Raw genomic sequence first — 23,175 nt, forward strand, 5'->3', positions numbered from 1 at the left:
GCCCCCTCCACCACCGCTACGCGGCGGTCCCCCTCCCCGTGCCGGGGAGGAGCTATCAGCCCTCCGCGTCCAGCCCGTACGCCGTGTGCAGCACGCGCACCGCCAGTTCGGTATAATCCTCCTCGATCAGCACGCTGACCTTGATCTCCGACGTGGTGATCGCCTGGATGTTGATGCCGCGCTCGGCCAGCGCGGTGAACATGGTGGAGGCGACGCCGGCATGGCTGCGCATCCCCACGCCCACGACCGATATCTTGGCGACGCGGGTGTCGTGCAGCACCTTCTGGAAGCCGATGTCGCTCTTCGCCTTCTCCAGCGTGTCGAGCGCGCGGGCCAGTTCGGCGGCGGGCACCGTGAAGGTCACGTCGGTCGATCCAGTCGAATGGGCAATGTTCTGCACGATCATGTCGACGTTGATGCCGGTGCCGGCCAGCGGCGCGAAGATCGATGCCACCGCGCCGGGGCGGTCGGGCACAGCGACCAGCGTGATCTTCGCCTCGTTCTTGTCGTGGGCGATTCCGGTGATGAGCTGCCGTTCCATGTCCGTCACTTCCTCTTCGCCGACGATCAGCGTTCCACGATAACCGTCCTCGTCGCGGGTGTCGTCGAACGACGACAGCACGCGCACGCGGACCTTTTCCTTCATTGCCAGCCCGACCGAGCGGGTCTGGAGCACCTTCGCCCCGACCGAGGCGAGTTCGAGCATTTCCTCGTACGTCACCCGCGCCAGCTTGCGCGCGCGCGGCACGATGCGCGGGTCGGTGGTGTAGACGCCGTCGACGTCGGTGTAGATATCGCAGCGGTCGGCCTGCATCGCCGCCGCCATCGCCACCGCCGACGTGTCCGACCCGCCGCGGCCCAGCGTGGTGATGCGGTTGTCGTCGGTCACGCCCTGGAATCCGGGGATCACCGCCACTTCGCCGCGCGCCAGCGACTCGTTCAGCGCGTTGGTGTCGATCGATTCGATCCGCGCGGTGGCATGGGCGTCGCTGGTGCGGATCGGCAGCTGCCAGCCCAGCCACGAGCGCGCGGGCACGCCGATCGCCTGCAACGCGATCGCCAGCAGCCCGCTGGTCACCTGCTCGCCCGACGATACCACCGCGTCATATTCGCGCGGGTCGTACAGCGCCGATGCCTCGCGGCAGAAGCCGACCAGCCGGTCGGTGTCGCCGGCCATCGCCGACACGACCACCGCGACCTGGTTGCCGGCCTCGACTTCGCGCTTCACCCGGGCGGCGACGCTGCGAATACGTTCGATCCCCGCCATCGAGGTGCCACCGAACTTCATCACGATCCGCGCCATGCGTTTTGCCATTCATCCTTGGGGGGAATGGCGGCGGCTGATAGGAGAGCGCCATGACGAACGCAAGCAACGACAGCTTTATGTCGGCAAATGCCGTGGCCGCGCAATCAAGCGTCGTGGCGCGCGAGGCCGCCCATTTCGGCCAACTCGCCGCCGACTGGTGGAATCCGCATGGCAGCTCGGCGATGCTCCACCGGCTGAACCCGGTACGCCTCGGCTTCGTGCGCGCGGCGATCGATTCGCACTGGGGCGGCGATGCGGCGGGCTTCACGCCGCTGGACGGCAGGACGGTGCTCGACGTCGGCTGCGGCGCGGGGCTGCTCGCCGAACCGCTCGCCCGGCTGGGCGGGCAGGTGACCGGCGTCGACGCTGCGCCCGAGAATGTCGGTGCCGCCGCCGCGCACGCGGCGCAGGGCGGGCTGGCGATCGAGTATCTGGCGGGCGGCGTGGAGGCGATCGCCGGGCGCCGGTTCGACCTCGTCACCTCGCTGGAAGTGATCGAGCATGTCGCCGATCCCGCCGCGTTCGTGCGCGGACTGGCCGATGCGGTGGCCCCCGGCGGGCTGCTGGTCGTGTCGACGCCGAACCGCACCGCGCTGTCGCGGCTCGCGATGATCGCGCTGGGCGAGGGGCTGGGCATGATCCCGCGCGGCACCCATGACTGGGACCGCTTCCTCACCCCCGACGAACTGACCGCGCACCTGCGCGCGGCGGGCATGACGGTGTCGCCGCCCAGCGGCCTCGCCTTCACTGCCGCCCGCGGCTTCACCCTGTCGGACGATATCGCGCTCGACTATTTCCTGACGGCGACGCGGGACTGACCTGCCCTAATTGAACCGTACGTCACCCCGGCGAAGGCCGGGAGGACGTTTGCTTCGGCCAGGCAAGGATCAGCCCCTGACACTCACTTCCTGTCGAGGTTGATGATGAACAGCGGGCCGAACTCGAACGTCTGCTTGCCCGTCGCCAGTTGCAGCGAGGCCGACAGCTCGCCCGCCGCATAGTCGCGATCCGCGCGGCCCGCGACCTGCAGGAACTCGAACTGGTCGCCGACCTCGACCGGCTGGCCGAGGATGCCGGTATAGGGCGCATTTGCCAGCTGGATCGACGCGTTGGCGATCTTCGCCTTCGTTCCCGGCGCCATGCCGCTCGCCCGCGCGTGGAAGGCGAGAACGAGGCGGTCACCCTTCGCCACCGGCTGGGTCGTCGGCGACGACAGCGAAATCTTCCACGGGTCCTTGTCCGCCGCCGGAATCGCGACGCGCAGCGCCTTGCCGCCATCGACCCCCTTCACCCGCACCACCGGCGGCGGCGTCGGTAGGCCGAACACGCTCAGGCTGGCGGGCAATGGTGCGTTGATGACCTTCGCGGCGAAATCGTCGGCGCTCTGCGCGACCGACGGCGCGGCGACTACGGCGACCAGTGCGGCCACCATCCAACCCTTGTGCATAACCCCTCCCAAGGCATGTCGTTCGAGGACGCGATGCTAGTCGTATCCCGGCCGCCAGGGCAACCGTCAGCGTTGTCGGAATTTGCGTACCGGCCGCCCGTCCCCATGTCGGTGGCATGACCGATCCCCTTGCCCGCTTCGTCGATGCCCAGCGTGACAGCTATTCCACCGCCCTTGCCGAACTGCGCGCCGGGGCGAAGCGCAGCCACTGGATGTGGTTCGTCTTTCCCCAGATCGCCGGACTGGGGTCGAGCGCGATGGCGCGTCACTACGCCATCGCCGACCGCGCGCAAGCGCAGGCCTATCTCGCGCACCCGGTGCTGGCGGCGCGGCTGGTCGAATCGGCCGGGGCGCTGCTGGCGCACCCCGACCGCGACATCGTCGCCATGCTCGGCGCGATCGACGCGATGAAGCTGCGGTCGTCGATGACCCTGTTCGAAGCGGCGTCGGATGGCGGCGAACCGGTCTTCGCCGCCATCCTCGACACCTTCCATGCCGGGGAGCGCGACCCGGCGACGCTCGTTCGCCTGTAGGTCAGCTTCGCGGCGTGAGCTTCAGCAGCTTCGCACCCGCCCCGTCCTGCAAGACCCAGATCGCGCCGTCGGGTCCTTCCTCGACCTCGCGGATGCGCGCGTTCATCGGCCACTGGTCGCCCTTGGCGGCGTTGGTCCCGTTGACGTCGACCCGGACCAGCGCCTCGCTCGACAGCCCGCCGATGAACAGGTCGCCGGCATATTGCGGGAACAGCTTGCCCGAATAGACCATCAGCCCGCCCGGCGAGATCACCGGGTTCCACGCGACCTTCGGTGCTTCGAGATCGGGGCGGGTGCTGTGGCGCGGGATCGGGCGACCGTCATAATGATCGCCCTCCGATACCAGCGGATAGCCATAGTTGCGCCCGGCGACGATCAGGTTGACCTCGTCGCCGCCCTTCGGCCCCATTTCCTGTTCCCACAGATTGCCCTGCCGGTCGAACGCGATCCCCAGCAGGTTGCGGTGGCCGTACGACCAGACGGCGGGGTGGAAGCCCTTTGCGGTCAGCCCCGGATCGCCCGCCGGCTGCCCGTCGAGCGTCAGGCGCAGCACCTTGCCCAGCGTCGCCCTGCGGTCCTGTGCCGGATCGAATTTCTGCCGCTCGCCATTGGTGAAGAACAGGTGCTGTCCGTCGGGAGCGAAGGCGATACGGCCCGAATAATGCCCGTCTCCGCTGACGAACGGAGTCGCGCGGAACAATTCGCTGATCCCGGTCACGCGATTGCCGTCCAGCACGCCGCGCGCCAGCACCACGCCCTTGCCGCCGCTGCCCGCGACCGAATAGCTCAGATACACGCGCCGGCTGTCGGCGAAGTCGGGGGCGAGGACCACGTCCATCAGCCCGCCTTGCCCGGCCGAATCGACGGGAATCGTCGCGGCCGTCGTCTTCTGGCTGCCATCGGCGCTGACCAGCAGCAGCGTGCCGCTCTTTTCCGTCACCAGCATCCGCCCGTCGGGCAGGAAGGTCATCGCCCACGGCGCGTTGAAGGTCGCAACCTCGCGAGTCGCGAACGGCACGCCGCCGGTCGGCGTGGTCGCGCCCGGGGTGGGGGCGGGGGTCGCGGTCGGTGCGGGCGACACGGTGCCCGGCATGTCGCCGCCGCCGTTGCACGCGACCAGAATCATTGCAGCGGGAATCAGCGCGTGGAACGGCAGCATCGGCAAATCCTCTCGGGGGTGTCGTGTTGCCTGCGGCAACGCCCCGGCCGGGCGTGTCGATCCGCCGGCCCTTGCCGGGACATGATATTTTACATATAGGGAGGGTGCTTCCTCGACATCGCCAACATGCCGAGGCCGGCCCCGACGAGGGACCGGCAACGAAGCGGCGTGATGGATGGAGACGGCATGGCGGATATCGCCGAACTGACGCGACTGATCGAACCGGAGGCACAGGCGCTGGGCTTCGCGCTCGTTCGCGTGAAGATGATCGGCGGCAAGTCCGACCCGACGCTGCAGGTGATGGCCGAACGGCCCGACACCCGCCAGCTGACGATCGACGACTGCGCCGAACTGTCGCGTCGTATCTCCGACCTGATGGACGAGAACGATCCGATCGAGGAAGCGTATCGGCTGGAGGTATCGTCGCCCGGCATCGACCGGCCGCTGACGCGCCTTGCCGATTACGACGACTGGAAGGGGTTCGAGGCGCGCGTGACGCTGGCCGAGCCGGTCGACAGTCGCAAGCAGCTGACCGGCATCCTGCTCGGTACGGACGGCGAACAGGTCAGCATCGACGTGCGCAAGCACCGGGCGATGACCGTGCCCTTCGCCGCGATCGTCGATGCGAAGCTGCTCATCACCGATGCCCTGCTCAAGGCGACCGCGCCGCTGTCGGCCGAGGGCGCCGACGAATTTGAAGACGAACCTGCCGACGACGAACCGGCTGACGCAGAAGGACAGAACTGACATGGCCACCGCCGTCACCGCCAACCGGGCGGAACTGATCGCGATCGCGAATTCGGTCGCATCGGAAAAGATGATCGACAAGGCGATCGTGATCGAGGCGATGGAGGACGCGATCCAGCGCGCCGCCAAGACGCGCTACGGGTCGGAGAACGACATCCGCGCGAAACTCGACGCGACGACCGGCGACCTGCGCCTGTGGCGCGTGCTCGAAGTCGTCGAACTGGTCGACGATCACTTCAAGCAGATCGGCGTCCCCGACGCGCAGAAGCTGCAAAAGGGTGCCGCGATCGGCGACTATATCGTCGACCCGCTGCCCCCGATCGAATTCGGCCGCATCCAGGCGCAGGCGTCGAAGCAGGTCATCCTGCAAAAGGTCCGCGATGCCGAGCGCGAGCGCCAGTTCGAGGAGTTCAAGGACCGCCAGGGTGAGATCATCACCGGCGTCGTCAAGCGCGTCGAATTCGGTCACGTCGTCGTCGACCTCGGCCGCGCCGAAGGCGTCATCCGCCGCGACCAGCAGATCCCGCGCGAAGCGGTCCGCGTCGGCGACCGCGTCCGCTCGCTGATCCTGAACGTGCGCCGCGAGAATCGCGGACCGCAGATATTCCTCAGCCGCGCGCACCCCGACTTCATGAAGAAGCTGTTCGCGCAGGAAGTGCCCGAAATCTACGACGGCATCATCGAGATCAAGGCGGCGGCCCGCGATCCGGGCTCGCGCGCCAAGATCGGCGTCATTTCGCATGACGGCTCGATCGATCCGGTCGGCGCCTGCGTCGGCATGAAGGGCAGCCGCGTGCAGGCCGTCGTGCAGGAGATGCAGGGCGAGAAGATCGACATCATCCCGTGGTCGCCCGATACCGCGACCTTCGTCGTCAACGCATTGCAGCCGGCGAACGTCGCCCGCGTGGTGCTCGACGAGGAAGAGGACCGGATCGAGGTCGTCGTGCCCGACGATCAGCTCAGCCTCGCCATCGGTCGTCGCGGCCAGAATGTCCGCCTCGCCAGCCAGCTGACCGGCAAGGCGATCGACATCCTGACCGAGGCCGACGCCTCGGAGAAGCGCCAGAAGGAATTCATCGAGCGCTCGGGCATGTTCGAGAAGGAACTCGACGTCGACGAGACGCTGGCGCAGCTGCTGGTCGCCGAAGGCTTTGGCGAGCTGGAAGAAGTCGCCTATGTCGAGATCGAGGAACTGGCCGGTATCGAGGGCTTCGACGAGGACCTCGCGCAGGAGCTGCAAAGCCGTGCGCAGGAAGCGATCGAGCGCCGCGAGCAGGCCGCCCGCGAGGAGCGCACTGCGCTCGGCGTCGAGGATGCGCTGGCCGAGCTGCCGTATCTGACCGAAGCGATGCTGGTCACGCTGGGCAAGGCGGGGATCAAGACGCTCGACGACCTCGCCGACCTCGCCACCGACGAACTGGTCGAGAAGAAGAAGGCCGAGCCGCGTCGTCGCGGTGACGATGCACCGAAGCGCGAGGCGCCCAAGGGTGGCATCCTGTCGGAATATGGCTTGTCGGACGAGCAGGGGAACGAGATCATCATGGCCGCCCGCGCCCATTGGTTCGCCGATGAGGACGTGAGCGCCGAAGTTTCGGAGGACGCAGTTGCGGAATCCGAACAATGACACCGCGCGGCTGACCGAAAGCCCCGAGCGCAGCTGCATCCTGTCGCGTGAGCATGGCTCGCGCGACGGGCTGGTGCGGCTTGCCCTCTCGCCCGACGGCGACGTGCTGCCCGATGTCCGTGCCAAGGCCCCCGGCCGCGGCGCGTGGATCGGCGTGGATCGCGCCGAACTGGAAACCGCTTGCCGCAAGGGGCGGTTGAAGGGGGCGCTGGCGCGCGCGTTCAAGGGCGCGGCGCTGACCATTCCCGCCGACCTGCCCTTGCTGGTCGAGGAGGCGTTGCGCCGCCACGCGCTCGACCGGTTGGGGCTGGAGGCGAAGTCGGGCTTCGTCGTGATCGGTGGCACCGCCATCGAAAAGGCGGCACGCAGCGGCAAGCTGTACGCGCTGTACCATGCGTCCGACGCCGCGCCCGATGGTGCCGGCAAACTGGCGCAGGCATGGCGTGTCGGCACCGATGACGAAGGATCGGGGCGCAGGGGATTGGCATTGCCGGTCCCACGCACCATATTGTCGTTAGCGCTTGGGCGCGAAAATGTGGTACATGTCGGCCTGACCGACGCACGGGCGGCACAGCGAGCCAATGACGCGCTGTCCCGCTGGCTGCACTTTATCGGACCCGAACCTATCTCAGCGGCTTGCGAAACACCTTCGCAGGGCGCATCGACGGCGCAATTTTCCGGCACTGACGATGCCGGGCACATTGGCCTCGACCAATTGAAGCAGGAACCTGAGTAACCGGATGAGCGACATCGACAACGACAAGCCGAAGCTGGGCACCCGCGCGCCGCTCGGCCTCAAGCGCACCGTGGAAACCGGCAAGGTGAAGCAGAGCTTCAGCCATGGCCGCTCCAATACGGTGGTCGTGGAGGTGAAGCGCCGCCGTGTGCTGGGCCGTCCCGGCGAGGAACAGCAGCCCGTCGAGGCGGCTGCCCCCGAAGCAGCGCCCGCGCCGCAGCGTCCTGTACCTGCGCCGGCGGCTCCCGCCCCGCGTCCGGCGGCCGACAATGCCGGCCTGTCGCGGCTGGAGTTGCAGGCCAAGCTGCTGCGCGAGGCCGAAGAGGCGCGCATGAACGCGGCCGAGGAACATCGGCGCCGCGACGAGCGCATCGCCCGTGAGGCGGTCGAGGCCGAGCGTGTCCGCGTCGAGGAAAAGACTCGCGCCGCCGCCGAGCCGACGCCGGCTCCGGAACCGGCGCCTGCGCCCGAACCGACGCCGGTCGAGGCCGCGCCGACGCCTGCATCCGAACCCGTGGCTGCCCCGGAACCGACCCCGGCACCGACGCCCGCCCCGGAACCGGTCGCCGCAACGCCGGCGCCTGCGCCGACCCCGGCACCTGCCCCGGTCGAGGCGAAGCCCGCTCCGGCCCCGGCACGCGCCGCGCCGCGTCCTGCGCCGACGCCCGCTCCGGCACCGCAGCCGATCGTGCTGACCGCCGACCCCAGCCGGCCGGCGCCGCGCCGCTTCACCCCGGTGCAGCGTCCGGAAATCCCCAAGCCGCAGCCCAAGCCCGAACCGGCCCCCGCTGCCGCTGCCGCTGCCACCCCCGCCGCGACCGCGACCGCGCGTCCCGCCGCCGGTGGACAGGCGGCGCGTCCGACCCCGTCGGGCACCGGCCAGGCGACGCCGCGTCGCAACGAACCGGCACGTCCCGCACCGTCGCGCGACCGCAAGGGCGACGATCGCCGCCAGTCGGGCAAGCTGACCGTGACCCGTGCGCTGGGCGACGATGGGGCGCGCTCGCGCAGCCTCGCCGCATTGAAGCGTGCGCGTGAAAAGGAAAAGCGTGGCTTCGGCGGCCCGCGCGAACCGCAGGTCAAGCAGGTCCGCGACGTGCAGGTGCCCGAGGCGATCACGGTGCAGGAACTCGCCAACCGCATGGCGGAAAAGGGCGCCGACCTCGTCAAGACGCTGTTCAAGATGGGTTCGCCCGTCACGATGACGCAGACGATCGATCAGGACACCGCCGAGCTGCTGGTGACCGAATTCGGCCACAACATCGTGCGCGTCAGCGATTCGGACATCGACCTCGCGCTCGACACGACTGAGGACGCGGTCGAGGCGCTGCGGCCGCGGCCGCCGGTCGTCACGATCATGGGCCATGTCGATCACGGCAAGACCTCGCTGCTCGACGCGCTGCGCGGTACCGACGTGGTGCGCGGCGAGGCCGGCGGCATCACCCAGCATATCGGCGCCTATCAGGTGACGATGAAGGACAAGTCGCAGATCACCTTCCTCGACACGCCGGGCCACGAAGCGTTCAGCGAAATGCGCGCGCGCGGTGCCGACGTGACCGACATCGTGATCCTCGCGGTCGCCGCCGACGACGGGCTGATGCCGCAGACGATCGAGGCGATCCATCACACGCGTGCCGCCGGCAAGCCGATGATCGTGGCGATCAACAAGGTCGACAAGCACGAGGCGAACCCGCAGCGCATCCGCGAACGCCTGCTCGAACATGACGTGCAGGTCGAGGAAATGGGCGGCGAGACCCAGGACGTCGAAGTGTCGGCGCTCAAGAAGACCGGCCTCGACCAGCTGATCGAAAAGATCCAGCTCCAGGCCGAACTGCTCGAGTTGCAGGCCAACCCCGATCGTGCCGCCGAAGGCAGCGTGATCGAGGCGAAGCTCGACAAGGGCCGCGGTCCGGTCGCAACCGTGCTGGTTCGTCGCGGTACGCTGCGCGTCGGCGACGTGTTCGTGATCGGTGCCGAAAGCGGCAAGGTCCGCGCGCTGATCGACGACAAGGGACGTCAGGTGAAGGAAGCCGGCCCGTCGACCCCGGTCGAGGTGCTGGGCCTGTCGGGCGTGCCGATGGCGGGCGATCCGTTGCAGGTCGTTGAGAGCGAGGCACGTGCCCGCGAGGTCGCCGAATATCGTCAGGGCGTCCTGCTCCAGAAGCGCACCACCCAGGCGCCGGCAAGCCTCGAGAGCATGTTCTCGGCGCTCAAGTCGAAGCAGGCGATCGAATATCCGCTGGTGGTCAAGGCCGATACGCAAGGGTCGGTCGAAGCCATTGTCGGGGCGCTCAACAAGATCTCGACCGACGATATCCGGGTGCGCATCCTGCATTCGGGCGTGGGTGGCATCACCGAGAGCGACGTGACGCTGGCGGCCGCCTCGGGCGCGCCGATCATCGGCTTCAACACCCGACCCAACGCCAAGGCGCGCGAGATCGCCGAGCGGAACAAGGTGGCGTTCAAATATTACGACGTCATCTACACGCTGACCGACGAAATCCGTGCGGGCATGGCCGGTACTCTCGGGCCGGAAGCGTTCGAAACGGTCGTCGGCCGCGCCGAAATCCGCGAGGTCTTCTCGGCGGGCAAGCATGGCCGCGCCGCGGGTCTGCTGGTGGTCGAAGGCGTCATCCGCAAGGCGCTCAAGGCGCGCATCACGCGCAACGACGTCATCATCTACCAGGGTGAGATCGCGTCGCTGCGTCGCTTCAAGGACGATGTCCCCGAAGTGCGCGCGGGCCTCGAATGCGGTGTCACGTTCACGCAGAACTTCACCGACATCAAGGCGGGCGACTTCCTTGAAACCTACGAAGTCGAACTGCGCGACCGCACGCTGTGAGTGACGGGCGGCAGGGGGCGACCCTTGCCGCCACGCTCCGGCCCCGGCTGCGGTTCTGCATAGCTTGGGTGGTCGGCGGGGCGGCGGCATTGTTCGTCGCCAACGCAATATCCGGCTCGGCGATGCTGATCGTTGTGCCTGTATTCACCATCCTGTGGCCGGCGCTCGTCCTCGACGGCGCATTGCAGGCATGGCGCTTGCGATCCGCAGGCATCCCGGCGTTGCTGCTGGTGCTGATGCCGATGGTCACGTTGCCGTTCGCGGCGTTCGCAGCCAACCATGCGCTCTACTGGTCGCATGTCGCACCATCATGGTTGATGTTGCGGTCCGACCGCGCCGCTTTCGACGCGGGGTTGACCGGTGGTCCGCTGCCGACGGGCACCGGCGGAATGGTGCGTGCCGGATCGCGCACTGCCTTTCGCACCATCATCGGTTTCGACGGCGACTGGGCGGCGATCGTCCACGATCCGACCGACCGCATCGCCGCCGCGCGCGGCTGGAACGGCGGGCCGGTCGCTGCCGACATTCGCCGCATATTTCCCAACAGCCAGACCATCTGGTGCCAGCGACTCGACAGCCACTGGTTCCACTGTCAATTCGGTTAGATCATGTCAGACACCACGCCCGAAACCCGCTCCGTCCGCCTGCTGCGCGTCGGCGAACAGGTCCGCCACATCCTGTCCGAAATCCTCGCGCGCGGCGACGTGCATGACGACGTGCTCGAAAAACACCTCGTCTCGGTCACCGAAGTCCGCATGTCGCCCGACCTGCGCCATGCGACGGTGTTCGTGAAGCCGCTGCTGGGCAAAGACGAGGACGCGGTGCTGAAAGCGCTGCGCACCAACACCGCCTATCTCCAGTCGGAGGTCGCGCGGCGGGTGAACCTGAAATATGCCGCGAAGCTCAAGTTCCTGATCGACGAGAGCTTCGACGAGGGTACCCGCATCGACCAGTTGCTGCGCGATCCCAAGGTCGCCCGCGATCTTGAATCCGGCGAGGGCGGGGCCGAGGACTGAGTGGCCAAGCTCTATTTCTACTACGCGTCGATGAACGCGGGCAAATCGACGACGCTGCTGCAGGCCGATTTCAACTATCGTGAGCGTGGCCTCACGACGATGCTGTTCACCGCCGCGATCGACACGCGCGAGGGCGCGGGCACGATCGGTTCGCGCATCGGCCTGTCGGCGCCCGCGACGCCCTTCGATTCCGATACCGACCTGCTGGAAACCGTCGCCGCGCAGCACCGCCAGCACGCGGTGGGCTGCGTACTGGTCGACGAGGCGCAGTTCCTGTCGCCGGGACAGGTAGACCAGCTCGCGCAGGTCGCCGACGATCTCGGCGTACCCGTGCTCGCTTACGGCCTGCGCACCGATTTCCGCGGGAGCCTGTTTCCGGGGTCGGCACGGCTGCTGGCGATCGCCGATGCGCTGATCGAGCTGAAATCGGTCTGCACCTGCGGGCGCAAGGCGACGATGAACCTGCGGGTGGATGCGCAGGGCCGCGCCGTTCGCGATGGCCAGCAGACCGAGATCGGCGGCAACGACCGCTATGTCGCGCTGTGCCGCCGCCATTTCTGCGAGGCGATGCACTGATGCACGGCTGGATCATCATCGACAAGCCGCTCGGGCCGGGCTCGACCCAGATCGTGTCGGCGGTCAAGCGCGCGCTGCGCGAGGGCGGTTACGGCAAGCACAAGGTCGGTCATGGCGGCACGCTCGACCCGCTGGCGACCGGCGTGCTGCCGGTAGCGATCGGCGAGGCGACGAAGCTTGCCGGACGGATGCTGGATGCGTCGAAGCGGTACGACTTCACCATCCGCTTCGGTGCGCAGACCGATACGCTCGATCTCGAAGGGAAGGTGATCGCCGAGTCGCCGGTGCGTCCGACGCTGGCCGACATCGAATCGGCGCTGCCGCGCTTCACCGGCCCGATCGAGCAGGTGCCGCCGGCCTATTCGGCGCTCAAGGTCGATGGCGAGCGGGCCTATGACCTTGCGCGCAAGGGCGAGGAGGTGGTGCTGGCGACGCGCAAGGTGACGGTGTTCTCTCTGCAAATCCTCCCCGATACGGAGCATCAGGTCGGCCATGCCCCGCATGGCCGAGGATCGTCCGGGGGACGATCCGACCTGATGCTGGGGACCAGCGAAGCTGGTGGAGGGGGATCGCCGCCGGACGCAATCGTCGTGGACGCCGACGGCCCCCTCCACCATCCTGCGGATGGCCCCCCTCCCCGGCACGGGGAGGATCTGGACGAAATCACCCTGTCCGCCTTCGTCTCGAAGGGCACCTATATCCGCAGCCTCGCGCGCGACATCGCCCTCGCACTCGGCACGGTCGGCCACGTCACCATGCTCCGCCGCACCAAAGCTGGCCCGTTCGCCCTCGACGTGGCCATTTCGCTGGACAAACTGGCGGAATTGGGTAAGGGCCACGCGCTTGAAGAAACGCTCCTGCCGCTGGGGGCGGGGCTGGACGACATCCCGGCTCTGTCTCTCGACGCCGATCAGGCAGGGCGGCTCCGCAAGGGGCTTCGACTGATCGGTCTTGCAACGGACGATGGTCTGGGCTTCGCGATGCTGGGGAAGGTCCCGGTGGCGCTGGTCGAGACACTGGACGGGGAAACCCGGGTCGTCCGCGGCTTCAACCTCGAATAGAAAGGACGACGATGTCGATCACTTCCGAAAACCGCCAGGCACTGATCCAGGAACACGGCCGCGCCGAAGGCGACACCGGTTCGCCGGAAGTCCAGGTTGCCATCCTGACGACCCGCATCCAGAACCTGACCGAGCACTTCAAGACGCATGCGAAGGACAATCACTCGCGTCGCGGTCTGCTGATGCTGGTCAACAAGCGGCGTTCGCTGCTCGACTATCTGAAGAAGAAGGACGCGGAGCGTTACACGACGCTGATCGCGAAGCTCGGCCTTCGGAAGTAACGAAGACAAGGGGCGGTCCGACGGGCCGCCCTTTTTCCATATTAGGCGGCACATTTCCGCCCACGATATTCCCCGCAAAACGGGGTATAGGCTTTGCGACCGGACATCCGGCCAAGCCGTCCCGCCGCAATCCGGCGATGCGGGACACCGGGCCGAAACGGCCTGATTCAAGGGGTGGACCTCCACCCAAGCTGCCCCGGCGCGCATAGGGCCGCCGGACGCGAAGGAAACGACATGTTCGATATCAAGAAAAGCACCATGGACCTGGGCGGCAAGACGCTGACCCTCGAAACGGGCCGTGTCGCACGGCAAGCCGACGGCGCGGTCATCGCGACGTTGGGTGAAACCGTGGTGCTGTGCGCGGTCACTGCCGCACGCTCGGTCAAGGAAGGGCAGGACTTCTTTCCGCTGACCGTCCACTATCAGGAAAAATATTCGGCGGCGGGCCGCATCCCCGGCGGTTTCTTCAAGCGCGAACGCGGTGCCACCGAAAAGGAAACGCTGACCAGCCGCCTGATCGATCGCCCGATCCGCCCGCTGTTCCCCGAAGGCTTCTACAACGAAATCAACGTCATCGCCCAGGTGCTGAGCTATGACGGCGAAAACGAGCCCGACATCGTCGCGATGATCGCCGCGTCGGCCGCGCTGACCATTTCGGGCGTGCCGTTCATGGGCCCGATCGGCGCCGCGCGCGTCGGCTATATCGACGGCGAATATGTCCTGAACCCGACGTTGGATCAGGTGAAGGAAGGCGAGCTCGACCTCGTCGTCGCCGCCACCGGCGATGCGGTGATGATGGTCGAATCCGAAGCGAAGGAACTGTCGGAAGAGGTCATGCTGGGCGCCGTCGTCTTCGCGCACGATGCGTCGAGGAAGATCGTGAACTGCATCATCGACCTGGCCGAACAGGCGGCCAAGGACCCGTGGGAGCTGCAGCCCGTCGCCGACCAGTCGGCCGCGAAGAAGAAGCTCAAGACGCTGATCGGCAAGGACCTGACGGCAGCCTACAAGCTGACCGACAAGCAGGCACGCCAGAACGCGATCAACGATGCCCGTACCAAGGCGCGCGAAGCCTTCGCCGACCTCAAGGAAAGCGATCCGGCGCAGTATCTCGGCACGCTCAAGCTCGTGAAGAAGCTGGAAGCCGAGATCGTCCGCACCGCCATCCTGAAGGACTGCCGCCGCATCGACGGCCGCGATACCAGGACGGTCCGCCCGATCGAGGCGATGGTCCACTTCCTGCCGCGTGCGCACGGTTCGGCGCTGTTCACCCGCGGCGAGACGCAGGCGATCTGCACCACGACGCTCGGCACCAAGGATGCGGAGCAGATGATCGACGGGCTGAACGGCCTGCACTACGAACGCTTCATGCTGCACTACAACTTCCCGCCCTATTCGGTCGGTGAAGTCGGCCGTTTCGGCGCGCCGGGTCGTCGCGAAGTCGGTCACGGCAAGCTCGCATGGCGCGCGCTGAACCCGGTGCTGCCGACCAAGGACGAGTTCCCGTACACGATCCGCGTCCTGTCGGACATCACCGAGTCGAACGGCTCGTCGTCGATGGCGACGGTGTGCGGCGGTTCGCTGTCGATGATGGACGCGGGCGTGCCCCTGAAGCGCCCGGTGTCGGGTATCGCCATGGGCCTGATCCTCGAAGGCAAGGATTTCGCGGTCATCAGCGACATTCTGGGCGACGAGGATCACCTCGGCGACATGGACTTCAAGGTCGCCGGGACCAGCGCGGGCATCACCTCGCTCCAGATGGACATCAAGATCGCCGGTATCACCGAGGAGATCATGAAGGTCGCGCTGGCACAGGCCAATGAAGGCCGCGCGCACATCCTGGGTGAGATGGCCAAGGCGCTGGGCGAAACCCGTGGCGAGCTGTCGGCGCACGCCCCGCGCATCGAAACCTTCACGATCGACAAGTCGAAGATCCGCGAAGTCATCGGTACCGGCGGCAAGGTCATCCGCGAGATCGTCGCCACCACCGGCGCGAAGGTCGACATCGACGACGAGGGCGTCATCAAGGTGTCGTCGTCCGATCCGGCGCAGATCGAAGCCGCGATCAACTGGATCAAGGGGCTGGTCGAAGAGGCCGAGGTCGGCAAGATCTACAACGGCAAGGTCGTCAACCTCGTCGATTTCGGCGCGTTCGTGAACTTCATGGGCGGCAAGGACGGCCTCGTCCACGTATCGGAAATCCGCAACGAGCGGGTCGAAAAGGTCGCCGACGTCCTGTCCGAAGGGCAGGAAGTGAAGGTCAAGGTTCTCGAAGTCGATCCGCGCGGCAAGGTGCGCCTGTCGATGCGCGTCGTCGATCAGGAAACCGGTGCCGAGCTGGAAGACAGCCGTCCGGCACGCGAACCGCGCGAAGGCGGTGACCGTGGCCCGCGCGGTCCCCGTCGTGACGGTAGCGGCCGTGACGGTGGCGATCGTGGTCCGCGCGGCGAAGGCGGCGACCGTGGTCCCCGCCGCGACGCCGGCGACCGCGGCCCGCGCCGCGACCGTGGCGACCGTCCGCGTCGTGAGGAATCGAAGGATGACGGCGGCAACGCCGGCCTGCCGTCGTTCATCACCGACAACTGATCGGCGCGCTTCGGCGCAAGGGAGGGGGGCTCGCGGCGACGCGGGCCCCTTTTTCGTGCGAGTGACTCCGCGGGACCGTATCCCCGCGCAGGCGGGGATCCAGAGCCACAAGCGGTGCTCCCGCCCCGAACGTCACCCCTCCGCGCCTCCGCGCCTCCGCGTGAACCAAATCCTACCTAAATCCCGGCATACCAGTCATAGCCGGCGACATCCTCCCAGAAGCCGCCCTTGCCTCCGGCGATCCCGTCCAGCGCCGCCACCGCCTCGATCCGCTCGACATATTTGGCGTGCTTGTACCCCAGCTGACGCTCGACGCGCAGCCGCAGCGGCGCGCCGTTCGGCACCCCCAGCAGCCGGTCGTTGAGCGCCCACGCCAATATCGTCTGCGGGTGGAACGCATCGACCAGATCGATCGATTCGTAATAGCGCCGCCCGCCGATCGCGTCGGCGCAGTGGAAAACCAGATAGCGCGCGTCGGCACGCAACCCCGCCAGTTCGAGCAGCCGCGACAGCCGCGGCCCGGTCCACTTGCCGATCGCGCTCCACCCTTCGACGCAATCGTGCCGCGTGATCTGCTGGCGCGACGGCATCGACCGGATCTGGTCGAGCCGCAGCGACAGCGGCCGCGCGACCAGGCCGTCGATCGCCACCCGCCAGTCGGCGAAGCGGTCCGCGACATGCGCGTTGTAATCGGGCGTGTTCGGATTGTTGGTGCCGTTGGCGCGAAACACCGGCGAGCGCTGCTCGGGCCGGTATTCGACCGCCAGCGCGTCGCGCGCGGTGATCGTGCGTTGCAGCGTCCGGTGCGCATCCTCCGCCCCGCCCAGCAGCGTCTGTGCCGCCGGCAGCTGCGCCACCCGGTCGCACGCCGCGACCAGCCCGCCGGCCCCGACCACCAGCGCCGAACGCCGCGACAGCAATCGGCTCATTCCGGCACCCGCCAGCGCCCGGTGACCATCGAGCGCACCTCGTTCAGCGCGCCGGCAAGGATCACCAGCACCAGATGGACGATCACGAACAACGTGATGCCGCTGGCGGCAAGGAAATGGATCGACCGCGCCGACTGCCGCCCGCCCAACACGTCCAGCAGCCACGGAAACGCCGCGTTCAGCCCCGGCGACATGGCGATGCCGGTCGCGATGACCAGTGGCAGCAGCCCGAAGATCACCAGCACATAGCTCAGTTTCTGCAGCACGTTGTAATCGCCCGGTGCCTCCGGATCGTGGAACCGGAACGCCAGATGCGCCCGGATGTCCGCCGCCAGATGCCGCCGCGACAGCTCGCCCCGGCGGATGCGCAGATCGCGCTGGAAATGCCGGTTCAGCAGGCTCGCGATCATATAGGCGAGCAATCCGAACCCCAGCACCAGCGCGAACGACAGGTGCCAGTTGCGGGCGAGGGCGAGGTTGTAGGTCTGCGGGATCGTCACCCACCCCGGAAACCGGTCGAACGTTGCCCAAGCATGGTCGAAATTCGCGCCATAGCGTCCCCAGTACAGCCGGGGATGCGCATTGAGGATCATCAGCCCGCTGCCGATCAGGATGACGACCGCCACCGCATTGACCCAGTGCCACAGCCGGGTGGCCAGCGCATGGCGGTGGATCGATCGTGTCGTCATGGCCGCACCCTACGATCCGATGGCGGCCTTGCGAAGGGGCGTTGCACCCCGTGTCCGGATCGTGCGTTGGGGACAGCCATGACCGATTTCCATTCCTACGCCCCGGCCGACGGCCACCGCCTCGCGCACGATCCGTTCAACGCCATCATCGCCCCGCGCCCGATCGGCTGGATCGCGAGCGTCTCGGCGGAGGGGAAACGCAATCTCGCGCCGTACAGTTTCTTCAACGCGTTCAACTATCGCCCGCCGATCATCGGCTTCGCGTCGACCGGCGCCAAGGACACGCTCGCCAATGTCCGGGCGACCGGCGCCTTCGTCTGGAACCTCGCCACGCGGGCGCAGGCGGAGGCGATGAACGCGACGTCGGCGACGACCGACGCCGACGAATTCGCCCTTGCCGGCCTCGACACGCTGCCCTCCACGCTGGTCGCGCCGCCGCGCATCGCCGGATCGCCGGTCCAGTTCGAATGCCGCCTGACGCAGATCGTCCGCCTGACCGACCAGCGCGGCGGGGACGTCGATACGTGGCTGGTGCTGGGCGAAGTGGTGCAGGTCCATATCGACCCGGCACTGATCGAGGGTGGGGTCTATCGCACCGCCGCCGCCCACCCGATCCTGCGCGGTGGCGGGGCCGGGGACTATTTCGAACCCGGCGAACGCTTCGACATGCGCCGCCCCGGTTGAGCGTCAGCGATAGGCGCGCACGAAGAACACCACCGTCACGCCGAACGTCACCAGCAGCGTCCATGCCCGCACCTGTCCGGGCGTCAGCCGCACGCCCAGCTTCGCGCCCAGCCAGCCGCCGAAGATCCCGCCGAGGATCATCGGTATGCACGCCGCCCATGCCACCATCCCGCCGGCGATGAACACGATCGCCGCCGCGCTGTTGGCGGTGGCGAGCATCAGCGTGCGTGGCGCGGCCATCGACTTCACGCTCTGTCCGGCGAGCAGGCCATAGGTCGCGGTGACCATCATCCCCACCCCGCCGCCGAAATAGCCGCCATAGATGCCCAGCAGCACCTGCGCGACGACCAGCGTCGCCGGGCCGATCGTCACCCGGTCGTGCAGCCACGCTGCCGCCCGCGTGCCGAACGCGATCGCAAGGAACGCGACCAGCAGCAGCCACGGTATGATGACGTCGAACAGCGTGCTGGGCGTCCAGATCAGCAACAGGCTGCCGACGAGGCCCGAGACGAAGGTGATCGACGCCAGCAACCGGATCGGCAGTCCGCCGAGCGGCCCCAGCCCGCGGCGGAATGCCCATGCGCTGGCGATGGCGCCGGGCTGCAACGCGACGTTCGAGGTCGCATTGGCGACCGACGCCGGCAGTCCCAGCGCGATCAGCGCCGGCATGGTCGCGAACGTCCCGCCCCCGGCCAGCGCGTTCATCATGCCGCCGGCGACGCCGGCAGCGGCGGTCAGCGCGAGGGAGGCGGGATCGAGCATCGTCGCGCTAGATACCATCGCGCCGTGGCTGTCGAGAGGGCGTATCCGCCCCCCGGTCAGTCGACCGGCACCGCCGCCTCGCGATCGCGTTCCGCCCGGCTCTTCTTCTCCGCCGCGGTCTTCAGCTGGCCGCACGCCGCGCCGATGTCCTGCCCGCGCGTGCGGCGGACGGGGGCGGAAATGCCGCCTTCGAACACGATGTCGCTGAACGCCCGGATCCGTTCGGGCGTCGAACATTCGTACACGGTGCCCGGCCACGGGTTGAACGGGATCAGGTTGACCTTGGCGGGCAGCTGGTACTTGCGCAGCAGCCGCACCAGCTCGCGCGCATCGTCGTCGCTGTCGTTCTTGTCCTTCAGCATCACATATTCGAACGTGATGCGCCGGGCATTGTTGGCGCCCGGATAGTCGGCGCATGCCTGCAACAGTTCCTCGATCCCGTATTTGCGGTTCAGCGGCACGATCTCGTCGCGCACTTCCTTGGTCACCGCGTGCAGCGACACCGCGAGGTTCACGCCGATCTCCGCGCCCGCGCGCGCCATCATCGGCACCACGCCCGACGTACTGAGCGTGATCCGCCGCTTGCTGAGCGCCAGCCCGTCGCCGTCCATCACGACGGACAGCGCGTCGCGCACCGCATCGAAATTGTACAGCGGCTCGCCCATGCCCATCATCACGATGTTGGTGAGCATCCGCCCCTCGGGCTGGCTCGGCCATTCGCCCAGCGAATCGCGCGCCAGCATCACCTGTCCCACGATCTCGCCCGGCGTCAGGTTGCGCACCAGCCGCATCGTGCCGGTGTGGCAGAAGGTGCAGTTCAGCGTGCAGCCGACCTGGCTCGACACGCACAGCGTCCCCCGGTCGGCATCGGGGATGAACACCATCTCGTAATCCTGCCCGTCGGGCGAGGTCAGCAGCCATTTGCGCGTGCCGTCGGTCGACACGTGCGCCTCCTTCACGTCCGGCCGCCCGACGACGAAATGCTGCTCCAGCACCGGATGCTGCGCCTTGGCGATGTCGGTCATCGCCGAAAACGCGGTCGCGCCGCGATTGTAGATCCAGTGCCACAGCTGCTTCGCGCGCAGCTTCGCCTGCCGCGCGTCGAACCCGGCCGCCTCCAGCGCGGCGCGGATCTCGCCCCTCGACAGTCCGACCAGGTCGGTCCGCCCATCGGGACGCGGGGCAAGGCCGCGCGGCACGGGCACGGGATCGACATGGCCGGGAATCGGCATGGGCGGCATCATTGACGGTCTTCCGCTAGTGGCGAGCCGATCTGCATCCGGCAATTCCGAACGCCGTCGACATGTTGAAGAAGGTCCGGCGCGACGTGCGCCGACATTGGGTCGAGAACTACGTCAATTCCTTCGCGTCGGGCCAGTTTGGCCGGCGGGACGAAATCCGCGTCGGCAGTGACCATCACGATCTGATCGACCTGACGCTTATAGGCCATCGATGCGACGTCCAGGCCAAGTCGCATGTCGACGCCCTTCTGGATGACATCCAGTTCGAAATCGTCGTCGGTCGGTGCGAAACCGTCGCGCCGCCAGCGATCGACTGCGTTAGGCTTCAGTCGCCAGGGCGACAGCTTGTCGTTCAGCCGTCCCAGCCGAACCGCGACCTTGCGGGTCCGATGCAATCGGTCATGAATAGCCATGCGCAACCGTGCTTCCGGTGTGCGGCTGAAATCGATCGAGCGTTTGCTGACCGGAGTATGCAGACGCTTCGTCCATGGCGGACAGTCGTAAAAGAAGATGCGATACAGTTCGCGCGTTTCTTCGGGTCGATAGCGTTCGCCATCGATATTGCCCTGCCAGGTCGGCGTGGCGTGCAACCGTGTGGACACGTGGAACGCCGCCATCGATATGACGCCCAACGCGATATCTTCGGCATTGGCCGAATCAAGATTGGGAAAGGCATTGCTGAAACGGCGCAGGAAAAACGCACCGTCGATCACGACGGCAGTCGACATCGATCGCACCAGAAATGGGTTGCCCCCGGGGGCGGCCTTGAGCTGATGTCTGCTCGGTTAGGAGCGCCTCAAGACGGCTACCGGGGGCCTGATGACTAAACACATAGTTTATTCTGTGCCAAAAAACAACCCTACAGACACGCCAGCGCCGCCGCGTCGATCGCGGTCGCCGCGCCCGACAGCGCATAGACGTCGACGAACGGCGCGCCGTTCGCGGCCACGCTCTCGATGCTCATCGACCGGCCGCCCCGCATCGCGGCGACGATCGCGCGGTCGGTGGCGGCGTCGGGGCTCCATGCGTCGATCCGCCCGGCGGTCAGGTCGAACCGCCGCTCGCCGATCGCCAGCACGACACGCGCCCGGTCGCTGCGGGCGCGGCTCAGGCGCACGTGCAACTGCCCGCGCGCCCTCGCCCCCGGCCACGTCGCGACGCTGGCGAACGGCGCGCCGACCTTTCCCCGCACCGGGCGGCTGATCGCGTAGCAGCGCGTCGGCCCGTCGGCCCGGAACGCGCCCCAGCGCTGGTGGATGCCGATCGCCTGCGGCCCCGCCAGCGCCAGCAGCAGCGCGATCAAGCGGGCGCCGCCAGCGACGCGCGCCCGCTGCCGAGATGGGCGATCGTCTCGCGCCCGCCCTCGATCAGCGCCACCGACCCCTGCGGCAGGTCGGGCGCGACCGGCGCGTCGAAGCGCGGGTCGATGGCATTGCCGGTCAGAAGCCCACGCAGCACCCGGCTGGACATGCCGTGCATGATGACCAGCCGGTCGCCCGGATCGTCGGCGGTGTCCGCCGCCCAGCTGCCCACCCGCGCGGCGATCGCGTCATACCATTCGCCGCCCGGCGCGGGGCGGCGGTACAGCCGCGCCTCGACGTCGAGGAAGTCGGCATCCGCCCCGGTCAGCTCGCGGTAATAGCGTCCCGACCAGTCGCCCATGCCGATCTCCACCAGCCGGTCGTCGCGCCGCGCCGCGTGCCAGTCCAGCTCCAGATGCTCGGCGATGATCGCCAGCGTCTGCAACGCCCGCCCCGCGCTCGACGCCCACAGCGTGATCTTCGGCCTGGCGCCCAGCAGGTCGCGCAATGCCGCGCCCATCGCGTCGGCCTGCGCGAAGCCGGTGCGGGTCAGCGGGGTATGCGGGTGGTCGCCCTGCATCCGCTGCGCGATGTTGTAGACCGTCTCGCCATGCCGGGCGATGAAGTCGCGACCCCGCCGGGGAACGGGAATGCGGGGGGCGGGGGATTGGGTTTCCATGGTCCTGCTTTCAAGTCCGTGTTGCGCAAATGCAACGGATTTCGCTGTTTAGGTGAGGTTCATGCAACGCCCGGCCAAAGCGTTCATTGAACTCCCGCGCCCAGAACATGGGCGGTGACAATGGAGTTTCGAGTATGCGTACCCTCATCCCTGGCCCCCTCGCTCTTGGCCTTGCCGCTGCCGGCACGATGCTGGCGACCCCTGCCTTCGCGCAGGACGTGAACCCCGCCTTCACCGGTTTCCGCGTCGGCGCGCTCGCCGGCTATGACGGCATCCGTCCGGGCAGCACGCAGGACACCGATCTGGACGGCGACGACCAGACGGTCAACGGCCTGCTCTATGGCGTCGATGCCGGCTACGACTTTGCGCTCAGCAACTTCCTGATCGGCGTCGAGGGCGAATATACCGGCTCGACCGGCAAGGTGGAAACCGCGCGCACCGACCCGAACTTCTTCGGCTTCGGCAGCGTGTCGACCGGACGCGACCTGTATGTCGGCGCGCGCGCCGGTCTGCTCGCCGGTCCGTCGACGCTGGTCTATGCCAAGGGCGGCTATACCAACGCCCGGCTGAACGCACTGGCCAGCGACGGCACGACCGATTCGCGCGAGAATTTCGAACTCAACGGCTATCGCATCGGCGCGGGCGTCGAACAGGCGATCGGCTCGCGCGCCTATGCGAAGGTTGAATATCGCTATTCGAACTACTCGAACGCCGATTTCCAGTTCCGCGACGGCGACGTGACGTCGCGGTTCGACATCGACACCGACCGGCATCAGGTCGTGGCGGGCGTCGGCATCCGCTTCTGACGAGCCAGGTCCGGCCGGTGCGTTAACCATGTGCTAACCACTTGGACCCGAGGAAGGCCGGAGCGGCTTGCTCCGGCCTTTCTTTGCGCTAGACATGCTGCGTTGGATTCTAGGAGGTCCCGGCCGAGTCCGCCGGACCTCAGTGCGATGCGCATCCGCGCGGGGGAACA

At 67.6% G+C, this 23,175-nt stretch carries 24 protein-coding genes; 14 read left to right on the top strand and 10 right to left on the bottom strand.

The window, feature by feature from the left end:
• Positions 1-55 precede the first annotated feature (55 nt).
• A complete protein-coding gene (locus tag QLH51_RS08655) occupies positions 56-1,303 on the bottom strand; it encodes an aspartate kinase (protein ID WP_125657839.1) in 1,248 nt (415 codons plus the stop codon).
• Between the two features lie 53 nt (positions 1,304-1,356).
• Here QLH51_RS08655 and ubiG point away from each other — a divergent pair, with 53 nt between their 5' ends.
• Positions 1,357-2,124: a bifunctional 2-polyprenyl-6-hydroxyphenol methylase/3-demethylubiquinol 3-O-methyltransferase UbiG gene (gene ubiG / locus QLH51_RS08660; RefSeq protein ID WP_206429018.1), complete on the top strand. Its 768-nt coding sequence runs from the start codon at positions 1,357-1,359 to the stop codon at positions 2,122-2,124.
• 83 nt (positions 2,125-2,207) lie between these two features.
• Here the strand turns inward: ubiG and QLH51_RS08665 are convergent, their stop codons facing one another.
• Entirely contained in the window at positions 2,208-2,753 is a 546-nt protein-coding gene (locus tag QLH51_RS08665) for a hypothetical protein (RefSeq protein ID WP_125657665.1), read from the bottom strand.
• Between the two features lie 116 nt (positions 2,754-2,869).
• On the opposite strand from QLH51_RS08665, the gene QLH51_RS08670 reads away from it, so the two are divergent.
• Positions 2,870-3,286: a DUF1810 domain-containing protein gene (locus QLH51_RS08670; RefSeq protein ID WP_125657668.1), complete on the top strand. Its 417-nt coding sequence runs from the start codon at positions 2,870-2,872 to the stop codon at positions 3,284-3,286.
• A gap of 1 nt (position 3,287) precedes the next feature.
• Here the strand turns inward: QLH51_RS08670 and QLH51_RS08675 are convergent, their stop codons facing one another.
• Positions 3,288-4,445, bottom strand: a complete 1,158-nt coding sequence (locus tag QLH51_RS08675) for a PQQ-dependent sugar dehydrogenase (RefSeq protein ID WP_206429019.1) — start codon at positions 4,443-4,445, stop codon at positions 3,288-3,290.
• Positions 4,446-4,631: 186 nt separating this feature from the next.
• Here QLH51_RS08675 and rimP point away from each other — a divergent pair, with 186 nt between their 5' ends.
• The 10 genes from rimP to pnp all read left to right on the top strand — a co-directional run bounded on the left by rimP (position 4,632) and on the right by pnp (position 15,914).
• Complete coding sequence (rimP, locus tag QLH51_RS08680) at positions 4,632-5,192, top strand: ribosome maturation protein RimP (protein WP_125657671.1); 561 nt, start codon at positions 4,632-4,634, stop codon at positions 5,190-5,192.
• A gap of 1 nt (position 5,193) precedes the next feature.
• Positions 5,194-6,816 (top strand): transcription termination factor NusA, encoded by a 1,623-nt coding sequence (gene nusA / locus QLH51_RS08685; protein WP_125657674.1) that lies wholly within the window; start codon positions 5,194-5,196, stop codon positions 6,814-6,816.
• On the top strand, positions 6,797-7,552 hold the full coding sequence (locus QLH51_RS08690) for a DUF448 domain-containing protein (protein WP_206429020.1): 756 nt from the start codon (positions 6,797-6,799) through the stop codon (positions 7,550-7,552). Before nusA ends, QLH51_RS08690 begins: the two co-directional genes overlap by 20 nt.
• 4 nt (positions 7,553-7,556) lie before the next feature.
• Positions 7,557-10,394, top strand: coding sequence for a translation initiation factor IF-2 (gene infB / locus QLH51_RS08695; RefSeq protein ID WP_125657677.1), 2,838 nt, complete (start codon positions 7,557-7,559; stop codon positions 10,392-10,394).
• Between the two features lie 122 nt (positions 10,395-10,516).
• Entirely contained in the window at positions 10,517-10,999 is a 483-nt protein-coding gene (locus tag QLH51_RS08700; protein WP_283514538.1) for a hypothetical protein, read from the top strand.
• Between the two features lie 3 nt (positions 11,000-11,002).
• A complete protein-coding gene (gene rbfA / locus QLH51_RS08705) occupies positions 11,003-11,410 on the top strand; it encodes a 30S ribosome-binding factor RbfA (RefSeq protein WP_125657683.1) in 408 nt (135 codons plus the stop codon).
• The gene (locus QLH51_RS08710) at positions 11,411-11,986 is read left to right on the top strand and encodes a thymidine kinase (protein ID WP_125657686.1); all 576 of its coding nucleotides are present in this window, start codon (positions 11,411-11,413) and stop codon (positions 11,984-11,986) included.
• Complete coding sequence (gene truB, locus QLH51_RS08715; RefSeq protein ID WP_125657689.1) at positions 11,986-13,047, top strand: tRNA pseudouridine(55) synthase TruB; 1,062 nt, start codon at positions 11,986-11,988, stop codon at positions 13,045-13,047. Before QLH51_RS08710 ends, truB begins: the two co-directional genes overlap by 1 nt.
• 11 nt (positions 13,048-13,058) lie before the next feature.
• Positions 13,059-13,328: a 30S ribosomal protein S15 gene (gene rpsO / locus QLH51_RS08720; protein WP_125657692.1), complete on the top strand. Its 270-nt coding sequence runs from the start codon at positions 13,059-13,061 to the stop codon at positions 13,326-13,328.
• A 234-nt stretch (positions 13,329-13,562) separates the two neighbouring features.
• Positions 13,563-15,914 carry a polyribonucleotide nucleotidyltransferase gene (gene pnp, locus QLH51_RS08725; protein ID WP_125657695.1) on the top strand — a complete coding sequence of 784 codons (2,352 nt, stop codon included), beginning with the start codon at positions 13,563-13,565 and terminating at the stop codon, positions 15,912-15,914.
• 176 nt (positions 15,915-16,090) lie between these two features.
• On the opposite strand, the gene QLH51_RS08730 is transcribed toward pnp, so the two are convergent.
• Together QLH51_RS08730 and QLH51_RS08735 are read right to left on the bottom strand one after the other, a co-directional pair.
• Positions 16,091-16,843, bottom strand: coding sequence for a molybdopterin-dependent oxidoreductase (locus QLH51_RS08730; protein WP_125657698.1), 753 nt, complete (start codon positions 16,841-16,843; stop codon positions 16,091-16,093).
• Positions 16,840-17,532 (bottom strand): cytochrome b/b6 domain-containing protein, encoded by a 693-nt coding sequence (locus QLH51_RS08735; protein ID WP_125657701.1) that lies wholly within the window; start codon positions 17,530-17,532, stop codon positions 16,840-16,842. The genes QLH51_RS08730 and QLH51_RS08735 overlap by 4 nt, the downstream gene beginning before the upstream one ends.
• 78 nt (positions 17,533-17,610) lie before the next feature.
• Here QLH51_RS08735 and QLH51_RS08740 point away from each other — a divergent pair, with 78 nt between their 5' ends.
• On the top strand, positions 17,611-18,216 hold the full coding sequence (locus QLH51_RS08740; RefSeq protein WP_125657704.1) for a flavin reductase family protein: 606 nt from the start codon (positions 17,611-17,613) through the stop codon (positions 18,214-18,216).
• A 3-nt stretch (positions 18,217-18,219) separates the two neighbouring features.
• Here QLH51_RS08740 and QLH51_RS08745 read toward each other — a convergent pair whose 3' ends face one another.
• The 5 genes from QLH51_RS08745 to QLH51_RS08765 form a co-directional block, all read right to left on the bottom strand.
• Entirely contained in the window at positions 18,220-18,978 is a 759-nt protein-coding gene (locus QLH51_RS08745; protein ID WP_125657707.1) for a sulfite exporter TauE/SafE family protein, read from the bottom strand.
• A gap of 56 nt (positions 18,979-19,034) precedes the next feature.
• On the bottom strand, positions 19,035-20,222 hold the full coding sequence (gene rlmN / locus QLH51_RS08750) for a 23S rRNA (adenine(2503)-C(2))-methyltransferase RlmN (RefSeq protein ID WP_206429021.1): 1,188 nt from the start codon (positions 20,220-20,222) through the stop codon (positions 19,035-19,037).
• On the bottom strand, positions 20,219-20,947 hold the full coding sequence (locus tag QLH51_RS08755) for an NYN domain-containing protein (RefSeq protein ID WP_125657713.1): 729 nt from the start codon (positions 20,945-20,947) through the stop codon (positions 20,219-20,221). Before QLH51_RS08755 ends, rlmN begins: the two co-directional genes overlap by 4 nt.
• Before the next feature lie 131 nt (positions 20,948-21,078).
• Entirely contained in the window at positions 21,079-21,522 is a 444-nt protein-coding gene (locus tag QLH51_RS08760; protein ID WP_125657716.1) for a hypothetical protein, read from the bottom strand.
• Positions 21,519-22,199, bottom strand: coding sequence for a histidine phosphatase family protein (locus QLH51_RS08765; protein ID WP_125657719.1), 681 nt, complete (start codon positions 22,197-22,199; stop codon positions 21,519-21,521). The genes QLH51_RS08760 and QLH51_RS08765 overlap by 4 nt, the downstream gene beginning before the upstream one ends.
• Before the next feature lie 134 nt (positions 22,200-22,333).
• Between QLH51_RS08765 and QLH51_RS08770 the strand changes: the two genes are divergently transcribed.
• Entirely contained in the window at positions 22,334-23,005 is a 672-nt protein-coding gene (locus QLH51_RS08770) for an outer membrane protein (RefSeq protein ID WP_125657722.1), read from the top strand.
• Positions 23,006-23,175: the final 170 nt, after the last annotated feature.

Origin of the sequence: Sphingomonas sp. 2R-10, from assembly GCF_030062225.1 — a bacterium.
Lineage (GTDB): Bacteria > Pseudomonadota > Alphaproteobacteria > Sphingomonadales > Sphingomonadaceae > Sphingomonas.

Coding starts and splice junctions, on each gene's coding strand:
- rimP (WP_125657671.1), top strand. CDS start 4,632: ATGGCGGATATCGCCGAACTGACGCGACTGATCGAACCGGAGGCACAG.
- rlmN (WP_206429021.1), bottom strand. CDS start 20,222: ATGATGCCGCCCATGCCGATTCCCGGCCATGTCGATCCCGTGCCCGTG.
- QLH51_RS08765 (WP_125657719.1), bottom strand. CDS start 22,199: ATGGAAACCCAATCCCCCGCCCCCCGCATTCCCGTTCCCCGGCGGGGT.
- QLH51_RS08755 (WP_125657713.1), bottom strand. CDS start 20,947: ATGTCGACTGCCGTCGTGATCGACGGTGCGTTTTTCCTGCGCCGTTTC.
- QLH51_RS08665 (WP_125657665.1), bottom strand. CDS start 2,753: ATGCACAAGGGTTGGATGGTGGCCGCACTGGTCGCCGTAGTCGCCGCG.
- rpsO (WP_125657692.1), top strand. CDS start 13,059: ATGTCGATCACTTCCGAAAACCGCCAGGCACTGATCCAGGAACACGGC.
- QLH51_RS08675 (WP_206429019.1), bottom strand. CDS start 4,445: ATGCTGCCGTTCCACGCGCTGATTCCCGCTGCAATGATTCTGGTCGCG.
- QLH51_RS08670 (WP_125657668.1), top strand. CDS start 2,870: ATGACCGATCCCCTTGCCCGCTTCGTCGATGCCCAGCGTGACAGCTAT.
- rbfA (WP_125657683.1), top strand. CDS start 11,003: ATGTCAGACACCACGCCCGAAACCCGCTCCGTCCGCCTGCTGCGCGTC.
- QLH51_RS08700 (WP_283514538.1), top strand. CDS start 10,517: ATGCTGATCGTTGTGCCTGTATTCACCATCCTGTGGCCGGCGCTCGTC.
- truB (WP_125657689.1), top strand. CDS start 11,986: ATGCACGGCTGGATCATCATCGACAAGCCGCTCGGGCCGGGCTCGACC.
- QLH51_RS08740 (WP_125657704.1), top strand. CDS start 17,611: ATGACCGATTTCCATTCCTACGCCCCGGCCGACGGCCACCGCCTCGCG.
- QLH51_RS08735 (WP_125657701.1), bottom strand. CDS start 17,532: ATGACGACACGATCGATCCACCGCCATGCGCTGGCCACCCGGCTGTGG.
- pnp (WP_125657695.1), top strand. CDS start 13,563: ATGTTCGATATCAAGAAAAGCACCATGGACCTGGGCGGCAAGACGCTG.
- QLH51_RS08770 (WP_125657722.1), top strand. CDS start 22,334: ATGCGTACCCTCATCCCTGGCCCCCTCGCTCTTGGCCTTGCCGCTGCC.
- infB (WP_125657677.1), top strand. CDS start 7,557: ATGAGCGACATCGACAACGACAAGCCGAAGCTGGGCACCCGCGCGCCG.
- QLH51_RS08730 (WP_125657698.1), bottom strand. CDS start 16,843: ATGAGCCGATTGCTGTCGCGGCGTTCGGCGCTGGTGGTCGGGGCCGGC.
- QLH51_RS08655 (WP_125657839.1), bottom strand. CDS start 1,303: ATGGCGCGGATCGTGATGAAGTTCGGTGGCACCTCGATGGCGGGGATC.
- nusA (WP_125657674.1), top strand. CDS start 5,194: ATGGCCACCGCCGTCACCGCCAACCGGGCGGAACTGATCGCGATCGCG.
- QLH51_RS08745 (WP_125657707.1), bottom strand. CDS start 18,978: ATGCTCGATCCCGCCTCCCTCGCGCTGACCGCCGCTGCCGGCGTCGCC.
- ubiG (WP_206429018.1), top strand. CDS start 1,357: ATGACGAACGCAAGCAACGACAGCTTTATGTCGGCAAATGCCGTGGCC.